The 12,948-nt window shown below is 63.8% G+C and carries 13 protein-coding genes; 4 read left to right on the plus strand and 9 right to left on the minus strand.

The window, feature by feature from the left end:
• Positions 1-4: 4 nt before the first annotated feature.
• Positions 5-817 (plus strand): bifunctional allantoicase/(S)-ureidoglycine aminohydrolase, encoded by an 813-nt coding sequence (locus tag ACNAOU_RS18285; protein WP_018778848.1) that lies wholly within the window; start codon positions 5-7, stop codon positions 815-817.
• A gap of 98 nt (positions 818-915) precedes the next feature.
• On the opposite strand, the gene ACNAOU_RS18290 is transcribed toward ACNAOU_RS18285, so the two are convergent.
• The 5 genes from ACNAOU_RS18290 to ACNAOU_RS18310 all read right to left on the minus strand — a co-directional run bounded on the left by ACNAOU_RS18290 (position 916) and on the right by ACNAOU_RS18310 (position 4,887).
• Positions 916-1,221 carry a hypothetical protein gene (locus tag ACNAOU_RS18290; RefSeq protein WP_193589995.1) on the minus strand — a complete coding sequence of 102 codons (306 nt, stop codon included), beginning with the start codon at positions 1,219-1,221 and terminating at the stop codon, positions 916-918.
• A 10-nt stretch (positions 1,222-1,231) separates the two neighbouring features.
• Positions 1,232-1,540, minus strand: a complete 309-nt coding sequence (locus tag ACNAOU_RS18295) for an MmcQ/YjbR family DNA-binding protein (RefSeq protein ID WP_055972381.1) — start codon at positions 1,538-1,540, stop codon at positions 1,232-1,234.
• Between the two features lie 95 nt (positions 1,541-1,635).
• Positions 1,636-2,541 carry a carbohydrate ABC transporter permease gene (locus tag ACNAOU_RS18300; protein WP_018778845.1) on the minus strand — a complete coding sequence of 302 codons (906 nt, stop codon included), beginning with the start codon at positions 2,539-2,541 and terminating at the stop codon, positions 1,636-1,638.
• 10 nt (positions 2,542-2,551) lie between these two features.
• Positions 2,552-3,550: a carbohydrate ABC transporter permease gene (locus ACNAOU_RS18305; protein ID WP_018778844.1), complete on the minus strand. Its 999-nt coding sequence runs from the start codon at positions 3,548-3,550 to the stop codon at positions 2,552-2,554.
• A complete protein-coding gene (locus tag ACNAOU_RS18310; RefSeq protein WP_064722781.1) occupies positions 3,550-4,887 on the minus strand; it encodes a sugar ABC transporter substrate-binding protein in 1,338 nt (445 codons plus the stop codon). The genes ACNAOU_RS18305 and ACNAOU_RS18310 overlap by 1 nt, the downstream gene beginning before the upstream one ends.
• Positions 4,888-5,130: 243 nt before the next feature.
• Here ACNAOU_RS18310 and ACNAOU_RS18315 point away from each other — a divergent pair, with 243 nt between their 5' ends.
• On the plus strand, positions 5,131-6,186 hold the full coding sequence (locus ACNAOU_RS18315; protein ID WP_422757438.1) for a Gfo/Idh/MocA family protein: 1,056 nt from the start codon (positions 5,131-5,133) through the stop codon (positions 6,184-6,186).
• On the opposite strand, the gene ACNAOU_RS18320 is transcribed toward ACNAOU_RS18315, so the two are convergent.
• Positions 6,183-7,631: a sulfatase-like hydrolase/transferase gene (locus ACNAOU_RS18320; protein WP_422757439.1), complete on the minus strand. Its 1,449-nt coding sequence runs from the start codon at positions 7,629-7,631 to the stop codon at positions 6,183-6,185. The two genes, ACNAOU_RS18315 and ACNAOU_RS18320, sit on opposite strands and share 4 nt — an antisense overlap.
• 153 nt (positions 7,632-7,784) lie before the next feature.
• Between ACNAOU_RS18320 and ACNAOU_RS18325 the strand changes: the two genes are divergently transcribed.
• Entirely contained in the window at positions 7,785-8,972 is a 1,188-nt protein-coding gene (locus tag ACNAOU_RS18325; RefSeq protein ID WP_055972395.1) for a substrate-binding domain-containing protein, read from the plus strand.
• Between the two features lie 32 nt (positions 8,973-9,004).
• Here the strand turns inward: ACNAOU_RS18325 and ACNAOU_RS18330 are convergent, their stop codons facing one another.
• The 3 genes from ACNAOU_RS18330 to ACNAOU_RS18340 form a co-directional block, all read right to left on the minus strand.
• Entirely contained in the window at positions 9,005-11,377 is a 2,373-nt protein-coding gene (locus ACNAOU_RS18330) for a polysaccharide lyase 8 family protein (protein ID WP_422757441.1), read from the minus strand.
• Between the two features lie 256 nt (positions 11,378-11,633).
• A complete protein-coding gene (locus ACNAOU_RS18335; RefSeq protein ID WP_018778838.1) occupies positions 11,634-12,002 on the minus strand; it encodes a type II toxin-antitoxin system death-on-curing family toxin in 369 nt (122 codons plus the stop codon).
• Positions 11,999-12,205, minus strand: coding sequence for a ribbon-helix-helix protein, CopG family (locus tag ACNAOU_RS18340; protein WP_223941739.1), 207 nt, complete (start codon positions 12,203-12,205; stop codon positions 11,999-12,001). The genes ACNAOU_RS18335 and ACNAOU_RS18340 overlap by 4 nt, the downstream gene beginning before the upstream one ends.
• 112 nt (positions 12,206-12,317) lie before the next feature.
• Here ACNAOU_RS18340 and ACNAOU_RS18345 point away from each other — a divergent pair, with 112 nt between their 5' ends.
• On the plus strand, positions 12,318-12,899 hold the full coding sequence (locus tag ACNAOU_RS18345) for a DinB family protein (RefSeq protein WP_039242981.1): 582 nt from the start codon (positions 12,318-12,320) through the stop codon (positions 12,897-12,899).
• The last annotated feature ends 49 nt before the right edge of the window (positions 12,900-12,948 follow it).

Consider the following 12,948-nt stretch of genomic DNA (forward strand, 5'->3'; position numbering starts at 1 on the left):
CCGCATGGGCAACTACTACTACCCGCAGGGCGGACTGCCGCCCCAGACACATCTGACCACGGAACGGGCGATCGTCACCGAGGCTTACACGGTGATCCCCAAGGGCGTGATGACGGACATCGTCACCAGCAACCTCCCGGGCTTCTCCAACACGCGTTCCTGGATCATCGCGCGGCCGATTTCCGGCTTCGCCACCACGTTCTCCCAGCTGATCGTCGAGATCGCACCGGGCGGCGGGGCACCCAAGGCAGAGTTCGAGGCCGGCGTTGAAGGCGTCATCTTCGTGACCAAGGGCCAGGTCAACCTGACGCTCGACGGCGAACTGCACCACCTCGAGGAGGGCGGCTACGCCTACCTGGCTGCCGGCTCTGAGTGGGGCCTGGAGAACGTCTCGGACGACATCGTCTCCTTCCACTGGATCCGCAAAGCCTACGAGCGCCTTGAAGGCTTCGAGGCCAAGTCCTTCGTCACCAACGAGAAGGACGTGGAGCCCACCTCCATGCCGGACACCAACGACGTCTGGAAGACCACTCGCTTCACGGACTCCAGCGACCTCGCCCACGACATGCAGGTCAACATCGTGACCTTCCAGCCCGGCGGCGTGATCCCCTTCCCGGAAACCCACGTCATGGAGCACGGCCTGTACGTCCTGGAAGGCAAGGCCATGTACTTGCTCAACAACGACTGGGTTGAGGTGGAAGCCGGCGACTTCATGTGGCTGCGCGCGTTCTGCCCGCAGGCTTGCTACGCCGGTGGACCGGGCGAGTTCCGCTACCTGCTGTACAAGGACATGAACCGCCAGGTGAAGCTCACCTAGTCTTCTCCTTGCGCCGAGATCGCCGGAAAGCTGCCAGTTCGCTGGAGCTGTCCGGCGATTTCGCGTTCCTGCGGCGATTTCGCGTTCTTGCGGCGAAGTCAGCGGCGAACTTGGCGGCGGCCGATGGCCAGCCCGGCGCAGAACGCGAGGACCAGCAGGCCAACCCCCGCCACGGCCAGCCCCAGCTGGCTTCCGCGGCTGACAAAGCTCCCCCCGCTCGGTTGGAAGACGTTGTCGCTCAGCGGCGCGTAGGCAAACCAACCAATCGGTTCGTTGGTTCCGTTCCACGCCACGATCAGCCCAACGATCGCGGCAACCAGGCCCAGCAAAGGCACGACGACGACCGCCAGTTTCCGGGCGGGCTGCGGTGAGTGGTGTTCCCCAGGCGTGTTGTTGTCCCCCATGCGGCCGAGTCTAACCTGCCCGGCCGCCGGCGATCCTGTACGACTCCTGCAGCAGTTCGTCGAGCTCGTCCACGTCGATCCCCTCCAGTCGGACCAGGAGCAGCTTCGGGGATTGGTCGTGATGAGGTGTCCAGAAATAGGTGTCCGGTTCCATGGCTGCGAGCGCTTCACGTTCATCGGTCTTGACCGTGACAACCCCGTCTTCCCAGATACGTGCCATAAGCGTCTTGGCGAACCAAGCGGGTTGACCCCAGCTCAAGCGTTCGCTGACACCCGGCATCTCCAGGCAGATCCTCCTGACGTCCTCTTCGGTGGCCATGGTTCACTGTGGCATTGGCGATCCTCCGAGGACAAGACATCGCGGGCAACCCGCAGTTAGGCTGGGCCGGCTGCGGTAGCGCCGGCGTCGAGGGTCTATTTGCCCATCCCGAGCGTGAGTCCCTCGGTAAGCCGCCGGCCCAGCCACACGTAGATGACCAGCATGGGCAACACCACCATCACCAAGCCTGCGAACAGTCCACCCCAGTCAGCGCCGGAGTAGGTCTGCTGTTGGACGAACGAAATCAGCGCTACCGGGAGCGTGTACTTCTCAGTGGATTGCAGCAGGGTCAAGGCCAGAAGGGTCTCGTTCCAGTGCGAGATGACCTGGAGGATGAAGGCGGTGAGGATGCCTCCCTTGGCCAAAGGCAGGGTGATGCGCCAGAAGGTTCCGAAGGCCGTGGTCCCGTCGAGGGCTGCGGCTTCCTCCATTTCCAGGGGAAGGGAACGGAAGAAGGCGGTCAGCAGGAAGACCGTGAACGGCATGGAAACCCCAATGTAGACGAGGTTCAATCCGATGATGCTGTCCGTGAGGTACACCTTGTTCAGCATCACGAACAACGGAATCAGGATGACCTGCGCCGGGATGCCGAGGCCCAGGATGAAGTACAGGCTCAGGCCGCGGGTGAGCCTGTTGTCCACCCGGCTCAGGTAGTAGGCGCACGGCGCGGCGATGGCGACGGTAAGGACCGACGACACCACTGTGGTCAGCAGGCTGTTCCACGTGGCCACCGCGAAGTCTCCCACGGTCCAGGCCCGAACGAAGTTGCCGAAGTCCAGGGAGGCCGGCACGCCCCAGGGGTCGTCAAGAATGGCCCGTGTATCCCGGAAGGCCTGCGCCACCATCCACACCAGCGCCGCGATACTGATCGCAACCACCAGCCACAGCAACCCCACACCGATGCCCCGGACTACGCTGCGTTCCCCGCGCAGGGCGGGACTTACACCGCGGCGTCCCCGCCTGCGGGCGGTCAAGGGAGCCAGCAGTTTGTATTCGCTCATGTCATTTCCTTTAGAACTCGACGGCGTCGCGACGCATGGCGCGGCGCAGCAGGACAACCAGGACGGAGATCAGGGCCAGCGACAACACGGCGGAAGCCGTTGCTGCTCCATAGGCAGGCGTTGACTGTCCGGAGAAGGCGTTGACGTAGGTGTAGACGGCTGCCGTCCAGCTTTGGGTGGGCGGCACCCCTGCCCCGGAGCTACCGCCGAATACCCACACGATTTCGAAGATCTTCACCGACGAGATGGTCCACAGCACGGCACAAGTGCCGAAGACATCCCAGGTCAGCGGGAGGATGACGTACCGCAGCCGCTGGAACGCGGAGGCTCCTGCCAGCGCACAGTCCTCGTAGTAGTAGGGCGGAATACGGTCGACGCCGGCCATCAGGATGGTGGTGAAGTAACCGGTGGTTGTGCAGACCAGGGTGACCATGATGAGTGGGAAGATGTTGTCCTGTGCCAGCCACTTGGGCGGGTCTGTCACTCCAAGGGGCGCAAGGAGGCTGTTGACCATTCCGCCGGGGTTGAAGATGAAGCCGGCCAGGACACCGAAAACGAGCGCGTTGATGAGGTGCGGGAAGAAGATGACGTTACGGACCACCTTCTTCCCTGCCATGTCCCGGAGTACGAGCGTCATGGCGAAAGCGAGAATGAAGATTGCGGCTCCCACCACGAACAGCAGCAGCAGGGTGTTGCCGAACGATGACAGGAACAGCGGGTCCCGGAAGATCCGGCCGTAGTTGTCCAGGCCCACGAATTTCATGGGTCCGGAGCCGGCCCATTTGTGGAGGCTGATCCACACTGCACCAAGGGCGGGAACGATGAACAGGACCGTGTACAGGACGAACGCCGGCCCGACGAAGGGAACCAGCAGCTTCTTGCGCTGCACATCGATGGAGCTTCCCGGTTGGCGGCCCTGAGCTGAGGCCTTCCTGGTCACCGGTTTCCGGGACTCGGGATTCTGCAGTGCCGCTTTACCGGCGCGGGGTTCTTTCAGGCCGACGGACATCAGCCGTTGTCCTTCCAGTACTGGATCTGGGCTTCCTTCATCTTGGCCACGAACTCTGCGGCTGTGGTCTTTCCAAGGAACAGTTCATCGTCCCTGGGGAAGAAGACTTTCTCTGTGTAGCCGGGGAACGTCACGCCGTCGTTCTGCAGGTGCGTGGCCGGAGCGGCGTCGATAGCGGCTTTGACGCTTGCGACGGCGGGATCCACCGGTGCGTCCTGCCTCACCGGCAGCACCTTGGCGTCCGTTCCGAGGGCGTCCTGGTACTTGGCGCCCAGCAGGTACGCCGCAAGCCGCTGGGCAGGAACCTGGTTCTTGGATTTTGCCGGAACAGCGAAGCCGATGAAGTCCACGCGGGCGCTGGCCGGCTTGTCGCCGATGGCCGGGAACTGGAACGAGGAGTATTCGAAGCCCGGGGCGGCGTATGAACCGGTTTCGGTGGGTGTCCACGAGCCGTTGAGGATCAGGGCGGCGTCACCGTTTGCCCAGAGCTGCTGTTGGGCGGGGAACTTGCTGGCGTTGTAGCCACTGTTGAGGTATCCGCCCTTGACCAGGGTTTCCACCTTTTGTGCTGCTTCAAGGACGGCAGGGTCATCCCATCCTGCGCCTGATTTGTCTTCTGCGAGGGCTTTGAAGCTGCCGGCGCCTTTGAGCCGGAGCAGCGAGGTAACGAACCAGGTGGAGTTATAGCCTGCGATATCACCGTCGGCGGCAATGGGGGCTGTTCCGCCGGCCTTCAGCTTGTCCAGGACTGCAATGAATTCATCCCAGGTGGCTGGCGGCTTTGCTTTGAGCTCCGGGTGCTTGGCAGCATCGAACCAGATGCCGTCCGAGCTGATGCTGTAGGGCACCATCCAAGGCTGTCCGTCCTCTCCCTTGAAGACGCCGTTGCTGGTGAACTTCTCCGGAATCACTGAACTGACGGTCTTCCCGTCCAGCTCGTACGCGTAGACGGACGTCAGGGGGCTTGCCTGCCCGGTTTCGCCGATCACCGGAGCGAGCTTGGCGAGCGTTCCGTCCACCAGGTCCGGGACGTTGTTGGTGTTCAGCGCAGGGACGAGCTTTTCGGTGTTGCTGCGTCCCTGCCATTGGACGCTGACTTTGGCGCCGGTTTCTTTTTCGAAGTCCGCGATGGCAGTGGCGATGACCTTTTGCTGAGGTTCGCCGTCCTTCCACATCGACCAATAGTTGATGGTCTGGCCGGAAATGGACCCGGAAATATCCACGGCTTCGGCGGCCGGGGAGGCATCGGTGGCTCCGCCGCAGGCAGTGGTGGACAAGGCAAGCGCTGCACCCAACAGGGCGGCCAGCGGGCGAAGATGACGGGCTGTTTTGCCCATGGGAATCACCTTTCGAGTGAGGGGGAACCAGCCGGATGCGGTTCAGTGAGACGACTCTCACAGCCTCGGAAAGCAGGATTCAATGAGTATTTTGGAAAGTTTCTCCACCTGCCTGGCAGCCCGTGGGCGGTGGGACCCAATTAGGCATTTATTCCTCTTTTCCGGCTGCCCAACAATCGAGGAGACCTGCGCGGCGTTCCGATCGAACGAGCCCGCGCTCCGGCTCCGAGCTAAAGAGGGACATTGATACGACTTGGAATCATTGGCGCGGGCGCCGTGGCACATTTCCATGCAGCATCCGCAGCGCGGATCAGCAACGTGGAGTTGGCCGCCGTCTGCGACCTGCGGCCTGAAGCCGCAGAGAGGGTCGCATCGCCATGGGGGGCTTCCGTCTTTGGGGACTACCTGGCCATGTACCGCGAGGCCGGCTTGAACGCCGTCATCATCAATACCCCGCACGCCCTGCACCTGGAGATGGTGCTGGCCGCAGCCGACCACGGATTGCACGTGCTGGTGGAAAAGCCCATGGCCACCACCGTGGCCGACTGCGATCGCATGATTCAAGCGTGCCGGAAGGCCGGGGTGTCCTTGGTGATCGGGCAGATCCAGCATTTCCTTCCGGAGAAACTGGCCGCCGAGGACGTACTGGCAAGCGGCGAACTCGGACGGGTCCTGATGATCCGCGACTACCGGACCACCGATTACCGTCCGGGAACGCGGCCGGATTGGTTCTTCAGCGAGGCCATGGCAGGCGGGGGTGCACTGATGAACATCGGCGGCCATTGCCTTGACCGCTCCATCTGGTTCGGTGGCGCACCCGTTGAGTCCGTGAGCGCCTCTACCCTCAAGCGCTTCGGCGTTCCCGTGGAAACCGACGGTGCCATTGCGTTGACCCTCAGGAACGGGGTGCATGTCAGCATCTCCGTGGTGTCCGACGCCGTGCAGCGCTTGGACGAGGTCCTGATCGTGTGTGAGTACGGCACCCTGTCCTGCAGCCCCCACCATGGAACCTTGGTCCGGCGCGACGGCGTGACACGCACGGTATGGGAACCGCGGCCCGAGGACATCCAGGAGGGTTTCTTCCTGCAATTGCAGGATTTCATCACAGTGCTCGACGGCGGTGTCCCCAAAGTCAGTGTTGAGCACGCCCGCCACATCGTGGAGGTTGTCCTGGCTTCCTACGCGGCTGCTGGAAGCGGCCAGGCCGTGGTTCTCCTGGACAGTACCCAGGAGCTCAGTGCCCAAGAGCTCAGTGCCCAGGAGCTCAGTACCGGACTCGCCCTCACGGACGCCGGTTAGGACGACCCTCCGGCTGCGTCCGTGCCATCCCAGTTGGGTGGGGTGAATGCCCCCAGGGGATCATCCAGCACGGACGCAGTCTGGCCCGCCCCGGCCACGGGAAGCCAACTCCCGTCGAGGCCAGAGACGGCGTGCAGCTGGAACCATTCCTGAAGCCGGGAACGCATGGCGGACACCCGTGCCGCGTGCGCCGGCTGGTCCACGAGGTTGACTCGCTCGTCCGGGTCGGCCAGGAGATCGTAGAGTTCATGCGGACCGTGCGGATAGCGGTGCACGTACTTCCAGTCGGTGCTGCGGATCATCCGGACGGGACCGTATTCGTCAAAGACCACGACGGCGCGGTCCCCGGCCGCCGGTGGCAGCCCGCCTAAAAGCTCCGCGAAAGACTGTCCCGGCCCGTCTTCGAAGGGGCAGTGGTTTACCCCCGCCAGCTCCAGGATGGTGGCCGCCACGTCGTAGGCGGACAACAGTTCCGTCACTACCGCGCCCTGCCGGATCCTGCCCGGGAGCGCGAAGATCGCCGGCACTTTGACGGAGGAATCGTAGACGTTCTGCGGAAACGTCCCGTTGCCCTTCCCCCAAATGCCGTGGTGGCCGCAATTGAAACCGTTGTCGCTGCTGAAGACCACCAAGGTGTTGTCTTGGATGCCGAGTTCCTCCAGCCGGCTGAGGACCGTCCCGATCCCGGCGTCCATGGCACTGACGGCGGCAAAGTACCCCACCAGCGCAGCGTGGACGTCCGCCTCGCCGCCGATCGGCACCCCGTCCACGGTGGGAGTCCACGGGTGCATGGCTTCCTGCGGGCAGCTGGAAAATCCGCAGTCGCTGTAGAGATCCTCAAATTCCGGCGGATGTTGCCCCTTCCAGGGCTTGTGGGGAGCTGTGTAGTTGAGGGCCAGGAAGAAGGGTTCGGGCTCTTGCGAGGCACCGTTGATGAAGTCCAGGGCATCCCCGGTGATCGCGTCCGTCAAATACTCGGTGACCGTTTCCCGGTGGCTGGTGCCGCCGTCGAACCTGTACATGACCGAGCGGTCATACGGGCTGCCGCCTCCTTCCAGGGCGAACCAGTGGCTGAAGCCCTTCCGGGGAGCATCGTTGGCGCCAAGGTGCCATTTGCCGGACAGGCCCAGGCGGTAGCCGGCATCGGCGAGGTCATCCGTGAACAACCGCTGCCCCTGCAGGTAGTCGATGGCCTGGGGTCCGGTTTCGACGCCCGCCAGGTAATCGTGGACGCCGTGGCGCGACGGGATGTTCCCGGTCATCAGGCTGGCGCGCGCCGGGGAGCAGACCGGTGAGGCGCAGAAGAAGTTCTCCAGCCGCGTGCCGCGGGCAGCGAGGCCGTCCAGATTTGGCGTGTGGATTTCGGGGTTTCCGGCGCAACCCAGCGCCCAGGCGCCTTGGTCGTCGCTGAGGATGAAAAGGATGTTTGGCTTCTTGTTGGACACCCTCCCATTGCTACTGAGCCTCAAGGCAAGGAATCAATGAGCATTCCCGGTTGGCGTGAAAATACTCCGGGGATCTGACAATTACTCCTCAAATACTCTCTAAATTGTGGTGCATGATGAGAGAAATCGTCTGTCCACAGCTGGAGATGGATCATGCCAAAGAGGAAACAGGAACCGGACTCCGGTGGCGCACCCCTTCGCGACACTGCAAAGGCCAACTTGAAGTTCCAGGACTTGAGCGACGACCTCCGCAGGGACATCCTCGCCGGGACGTGGGCCGTGGGGACCAAGCTCCCCACCGAGCAGCAACTCGCGGCAGAGACCGGCCTTTCCCTGACCACGGTGCGGAGGGCCTTCGAGGACCTTGTAGGCAAAGGGCTGGTGGTCAGGCGGCAGGGCGCCGGCAGCTTCGTCGCTGCCCCCCAGCGCACGCAGAAACGCTCGAGGTTCGTCATCGGCGTCCTGCTCCCGGACACGCAGCTGTACTACCCGCGCGTCCTCCAGGGGATCGAGGAACACCTCTCGGCCCGGGGCGCGAGCCTGCAATTGTCCACGTACCACTACGACTTCACGCGCGAGAACGCCGGCATCCAGTTCCTTCTGGATGCCGGAGTGGACGGCCTCATCCTGGTGCCGACGCTGACCGGCTTGGCCGATCCCCAGCAGCGCGTCGCCGAGCTCATGGCCCTTCCCGTGCCGGTTGTCCTCCTGGAGCGGAGCCTGGACGATCTGGGGCCCGGCGACCGCACGGAACACGTCTGCTCGGATCACCAAGGCGGAGCGTACGACGCCGTCATGCACCTCCACCGCTTGGGTCACCGAAAGATCGGGCTACTCACGCGCGCGAACGAGGCCGCTCGCAGCAGTAATCCCACGCAGGCTGCGGTCATCGCAGGGTATACGGCTGCCATCACGGCGTTGGGGTTGGAGAACGATGGGCACATGGCGTTCAGCGCAACCAAGCCGGAGTGGGAAGCCGACCAGGCCGAGCACATGTTCGGGCTGCTGGCTGGCAGTGGTGCCACGGCGGCGTTGGTCTTCGGAGACCGGGAAGCCGCTCTGCTGGAAGGCGCCGCGTCCAGGCACGGGGTTCGGGTTCCCGAGGACCTCGCCCTCGTCTCCTATGACGACGAAATGGCTGACCTCGCCCGGATACCGCTCACGGCGGTTTCGCCGGCCAAGCACAGGCTGGGCGTCATGGCCGCCGATGTCCTGCTGCGTCGGCTCACCGAAGGCGACGCCTGTCCGCTCTACCAGATCCGGTTGCGGCCACGCATTGTGGTCCGTGACTCCTGCGGGGCGAAGCGTTGTGAGGCCCGCTCTGCGGTCTCCGGGGGCTAAATGGCGCGCAGAGCGGGCCTCACAACGAGGCTCTAGCGGCGGAGCTTGATGAGCTTTGTCTGGCCGCTGAGCCCAGTGGTGTCAAGCGTCAGGGTGCTCCGCCCGTCGGCGTCCGTCCCCAGGGTGCCCGCGCCCTCCAGGACGCTGGACCACGTTCCCTCCGGCAAGGTCAGCGTGAGGCCGGCAGCCTTCTGCGTCGGCTCACTGACGGCCAGGCTCAGCTCATTCCCATGCCTGGAGAACACCACGCAGGCAGGACCCGATGCGCCAAGATCCCCCGCCATTCCGGGCTTCCAGAACGTTGCGGCCGTGGTCTTCGCGGTCATGAACTCCACGGACTGGGCCGTAGCATCGTTGCGGATCACGCTGTACTTGTTTCCCTGCAACAGTTTCCGGGTCAGGTCCACCGATGCTCCCGGCGCCACAATATACGCATAACTGCCGGCGACAGGCCGGACCCCGTGGTCCACGTAGAGGGTGGCGAAATTGCGCTGCTGCACCGTGGCGCTGCCGTTGATGTTGACCCCGGACCAGCTGCCGGACCGGGTTTCCCGCAACACGTGGAGCGGTGAATCATCGAGCATCGCGTACCCGCCGAATCCCTCCAGGTGCACCCAGCGCCCATCGCCCAGCACCTCAACGTTGCCTGCCGTTCCAGCGATGGTGCCCGCCGCCGTCGTGAGTGTATTGCTGCCTTGGTGGAGGTTTCGGTGGTCGACGATGGTTTCCACCCTGGCGCCCGAAGCAGTGCTGATGTCCGCGCCGAGGCAAACGGTGACGTCGCCGCTGACAAACCAGGACTTCCGCGCGGTCAGGCCCGTGCGGCCCGGCCCCACCAGATGCTGTCCGACGGCGGCCACGTCGCCCAGCGCGGTGGCTCCGCTCCACTCATTCGCGGGAACGGCAGCGCCCCACTCCCCCTCCACCTTGTCCGGCAAGGGGGTTGTGTCCACCGTGATGCCGGGGAGGCGGTTGTAGTTGGCCGTGGCCCAGAACGCGTCGTCGTACTGGCCGAGGTCGGACGTGTAGAAGTAGGTCATGCCGGAGCCAGTGTGATAGCCGCGGTTGTTCTCGCCGTTGCCGCATTCGTACCAAGCAATGCGGTTGCTGGACAGGGCGAGCGACAATGCCCAGCCGGGTCCGCGGTGCATGGTGCGGTCCATAGCGGGGAAGAGCTTGTGGCCGGTAGCTTCTGCCACGGGGGCAACACCAGTAGCTTGGAGCTCCTTGACCAGTGCCGTCCTGGGCACGCTCGCACTGTTGAGGATCGGTCGATAGGTATTGCGCGCAATCCAGCCAGCGCACAAACCCCGCCATCGGGCCGCCGTCGCTGGATCCATGGCCCGTGCCAGGAGCAGGATGGCCTCGATCGCCGACGCCCCCAGGTCATAGCCGGTGTTGGCCTCACGGCTGATGCTCCTGCCGCGGACGGCATCGGCCATGGCCCCGTTGATCATGACGGGCGCAAACGAGCCCTCCACGGCGTCGAAGAAGATGCTGCGCGTTGGGTCGGAAACCTCGAACGCCGTACCTCCCAGCAAGGAGAACAATTTGGACAGCCCGGTGAGCAGGACAACCCCGTAGGAACCGGTGTACGGAGTAGTGCTGTGTTGGATGAACGAGCCGTCGCGGAAAATGCCGTCTCCGCTGGTGACGTACTGCCACACCTGGCTGAGTCCGGCCACAGCATGGTTGAGTTTGGCCGGGTCCTCTCCTGCCAGGGAACGGATGATGATGCCCTGGCACAGGTCCACGCGGTTGGCGCCAACGGAGGTGATCTTGCCGCGCTTGGGCGGGAACTGCAGCCACGGGTCGGGCACGAAATGGTCGATGGCCGCGCAGTAGGCAGTGCGTTCCGCGGCCGACAATTCGGCATGCAGGAGCACCATGGCGTCGGCGAGTGCCCGGGGCACGCCGATCTCCCAGGACCACCAGTTTCCTACCTCTTCCTTTCTGTCGTTGTAGCAAAGGGTGTTGGCATCAGCCAGGCCGGCCTTGATGGCGGCAAGGACCGCGGCGTCCCCGAACACGGCCGCTGTGGGGGTGGCCCAGGCCGTGGCCAGTTGGGACAGGCGGGTGTAGGTGGTGACCATTTCTGCGTCCTTGGCCAAGGACAGGTCCGTGAACACCGAGGTTCGGCCCGACGACGTGTTGAGCTTGGCCAGAGAGTCTGCGGCTTTGTTGTTCAGTGCGGTGATGGCTTTGGCGAAATCGGGGTCGCCGGCCTGGATGACGTTGCGGCCCGTGATTTGGTCCACCCAACGGTTTCGCAGCGCTGCGAACTCCGCGGCGCCCGGTTCTGCCTCGGCCCAGGCGTTCTGCGCGAACATCGAGCTGACCACTGCCGCCAGGGAAAGTGCGCCGGCACCCTGGAGCAGGGTCCTGCGGGGGAATTGAAGTGACAAGGAGTTGCTCCTAACACTCGTGGCGGGACGGGGTCCGGCGTCCTTCGCCGGGTCCGCCACTGGCTTGGGTTGAAGTCAACGCGATGCCGAAGAGAGGAATAAAGCAGTACCTGGTCACGTCACGTCGCCGGAAACGTGCGGGACCGCCGTCGAGACCTCCCGGGCCCCGGCTGCGGCGAACAGTTGGGCTTTCTGCACTGCTTTGCCTACGGAGCGTCGCTTAGGAGACTGTACGGGCGGCTGATTCCCGGTACGACTAACGTGGCACCAGGTGTTGGGAGATTTCGGCGGCAGAATCCCGCAGTTCGATGGTGCCGCTGGCGACACCGACGACAAGCTTGAAGCCCTTATCTGTGGTGAAGTCATGCTGATATCCGTTGACCCAAAGCAGCAGCACCATGAGTGTCCATGCGGTTCGCTTGTTGCCATCAATGAGTGGGTGGAACCGGGCGACGGACTCCAACAGCGCAGCCGCCTTCAGTGCAAGGTCGGGATAGGCATCTGTGCCCAAGACGGTTGTAGCCGGCCTGGCCAAAGCCGAGGCGAGCAGGCCGACATCGCGGATATGGAAGCCGTACCGATCAACGACTTGAAGGGCATCCTCGATGTCCAGGTATGCTGTCACGCGTCTTCAAGGCGCGTCAGGAGCTCAGCATCATGACTCATGACGAAATCAAGGCCCTCGCTGATTTCGCGTCGGCGCGCATGGCGCTGCAGAACCAGCTCTGCCCCCTGTAGCAGGAGCGCGGACTTGGATGTGTGTTCCTCGGCGGCCAACTTCTCCAGCCGTCGATCCAGGTCTTCAGGTACGCGCAGGTTCATGGCCATGCATCAATGGTACCAGAATGGTACTGATGAAGAGAGCTTCGTCCCGACTGTCGCGGACTGCCCCGGGTTCGCGGCGATCTCGCTGCAGCACCCCTTCGGTAGAGTGCTCACCATGGATGACAAAGCAACGTTGCTCAACTATCTCCGTACCCGCCGGCAGGACCTGCTGGACAAACTGGACGGCCTCGGCGAATACGATGTCCGCAGGCCCATGACCCCCACCGGAACCAACCTGCTGGGCCTTGTGAAACACGTTGCCGGTGTGGAGCTGGGATACTTCGGCGAAACGTTCGGGCGACCGAACGGACGGGAACTCCCCTGGTACGAGGCCACCGCCGAACCCGACGCCGACATGTGGGTGCCTGCCACCCAGAGCCGCGAAGAGATCATCGAGTTGCACCACTTCTCCGCCAAACACAGCGACGAAACCATCGAGTCCCTCCCCCTGGACGCGCCGGGCGTAGTGCCGTGGTGGTCCGAAGAGAAAAAGAACGTCACCCTGCACCAGATCCTGGTCCACATGTGCGTCGAAACGGCCCGCCACGCAGGCCATGCGGACATCATCCGGGAACTCATCGACGGCCAAGCCGGCCAGCGCGCGAATGATCCCAACATCCCTCAACGGACCGCAGAAGAACTGGCCGCACACCGCCGGCGCATAGAACAGGCAGCGTTGGAAGCCGACGGGCGCTGACTTTCACAGCCACGGGGAGACCTTCACAGCCGCCGCATATGCGAGGCAA

Origin of the sequence: Paenarthrobacter sp. C1, assembly GCF_049315185.1 — a bacterium.
GTDB classification, from domain to species: domain Bacteria; phylum Actinomycetota; class Actinomycetes; order Actinomycetales; family Micrococcaceae; genus Arthrobacter; species Arthrobacter nicotinovorans.